This window comes from Bradyrhizobium uaiense (assembly GCF_010811875.1).
GTDB lineage: Bacteria > Pseudomonadota > Alphaproteobacteria > Rhizobiales > Xanthobacteraceae > Bradyrhizobium > Bradyrhizobium uaiense.
The window spans coordinates 1-261 of sequence record NZ_VKHP01000674.1; the positions used below are offsets into that span (position 1 = coordinate 1).

Annotated in this window: 1 pseudogene; it reads right to left on the reverse strand. The window is 62.5% G+C overall.

Annotated features, from left to right (window positions below):
* Nucleotides 1-5: 5 nt before the first annotated feature.
* A pseudogene (locus FNJ47_RS47025) lies at nt 6-261 on the reverse strand (MFS transporter); the annotation flags it as partial.

A 261-nucleotide genomic window follows, 5' to 3' on the forward strand; every position in this document is an offset into this window, starting at 1 on the left:
CGGCCTCAGGGAGCCCTCGGAAACAGCAGTTTCAGTATGGCAGCCGCGACGAGCGTCATCATGGCGAGGCCGGTGGAAAGATAAAGCGCGCTGGTGTTGCCGAACCGGTCGATCACGATCGCATAGACCAATGGCGCCGCCGCGGGCAGAATGAAGCTCGGAACGATGAGCCGGCCGACCAGCGTGCCGTAGCTGCGATGATCGAACAGGATCAACGGCAACGTTCCCCTTGTGATGGTCAGAATGCCGTTGCCGGCGCCG